Source organism: Neptunomonas phycophila (genome assembly GCF_001922575.1).
GTDB lineage: Bacteria > Pseudomonadota > Gammaproteobacteria > Pseudomonadales > Balneatricaceae > Neptunomonas > Neptunomonas phycophila.
Genome location: NZ_MRCI01000013.1, coordinates 1 through 1,390, shown reverse-complemented (window position 1 = coordinate 1,390; position 1,390 = coordinate 1). Strand labels below are relative to the sequence as shown.

The window sequence follows — 1,390 nt, the reverse complement described above, 5'->3', positions numbered from 1 at the left end:
TTTGGCCCACAGGGATGGTGATGGTCTCACCGTTGTCTAGCGTGATGACCAGCGGCGTGTCGACCGGTGGGTTATCCACGGTCGCTGTGACGGTGATGTCACCGCCTTCTTCTACGCTAGGGGTGCTATCTAACGTCACTGTGCTGGTCTCAAGATCAGCCGGTGCGCTGTCGTCGGTAATGGTACCCACACCGCTGCCGTCGGCGATGGCGACACCGGCGCTGACATTGCTCAACGTGATGTTGAACGTCTCGGTCAGTTCGGCGTAGTTGTCGTCCGTGATCGGGATCTCGATGGTGTATTGCGTATCGCCTGCGGCGATGCTGCCACTGCCGCTCACGGCGGTGTAGTCGCTGCCCGCCAGTGCGCTGTCGTCGCTGGTTGCATAGTCGAACGTGACGGCATCCGTGGTCGGTACGCTGAGGCTAACGGTGAAGGTTAAGGTCCCTGCACTTTCGTTCACCGTCACGTCATCCACGCTGATGGAGAGGACGTCGTTGTCGACGATCGTTGTGTTAACCGGGGTGGTGTCGACGCTAATGGTCTCGAACCCGCCGCCCGTGGTGGTGCCACTGAGTTCAACTTGGTAGCTCTCGTTACCTTCGGCCAAGTTGTCGTCGGTGTTATCGACGGTGAACTCAACGCTGTCGCTGCCCGCTGGGATGGTAATGTTCTGCGTAACCGGTGTTAGGTCGCCGTCATCCGTTGTGATGTGTCCTACGATCACTTCGACCGTCATCTCGGTTGCCGTTGGCTGATCCAAGGTGATGGTGTACGTCGCGGTGCCGCCTTCGGCCACACTGCTGTCGCCGGTTAAGGTGACACTGATCGTTTCAGCATCCGGCTCGACACTTGGGTCGGTTGGGCTGTTGTCGTTAATGGTGGTGATCACCGGTGTGGTGTCAACGTCCACGGCTTCGAACCCGCCGCCACTGGTGGTGCCAGTGAGGGTCACGCTGTAGTCTTCGCCGCCTTCAACATAAGCATCGTCGGTGTTGGTGACGTCTAAGGTGGCTGTTGTTTGGCCTGCCACGATGGTGACTTGTTGTGTCACAGGGACCAGGTCACCGTTGTCCGTGTCGATATGACCGGTGACTACGTCAACGATCATGTCGGTGACGGCCGCTTCACTTAAGGTGACGGTATAGGTCGCTGTCGCGCCTTCGGCAACCGTCGCTGGGCCTTCAAGGGTAACACTGATGGTGTCTTCAGCACTTGGGCTGGCTTCATCAATGATGATACCTAGGCCTACCCCATCAGCGATCGTCGCATTGCTTGGGTTGCTCAACACCATGTCCAGTGTCTCGCTGCCTTCGGCTAGGTAGTCGTCCGTCACCGGTACCGTGATCGTTTGCGTCGTCTCTCCCGGCGCGAACGTTAATGTGCCTGT

At 58.4% G+C, this 1,390-nt stretch carries 1 protein-coding gene; it reads right to left on the bottom strand.

Annotated features, from left to right (window positions below; genetic code table 11):
• Positions 1-1,390: immunoglobulin-like domain-containing protein (locus BS617_RS17855; protein WP_212667487.1), on the bottom strand; the 1,390-nt coding region annotated here is incomplete at both ends.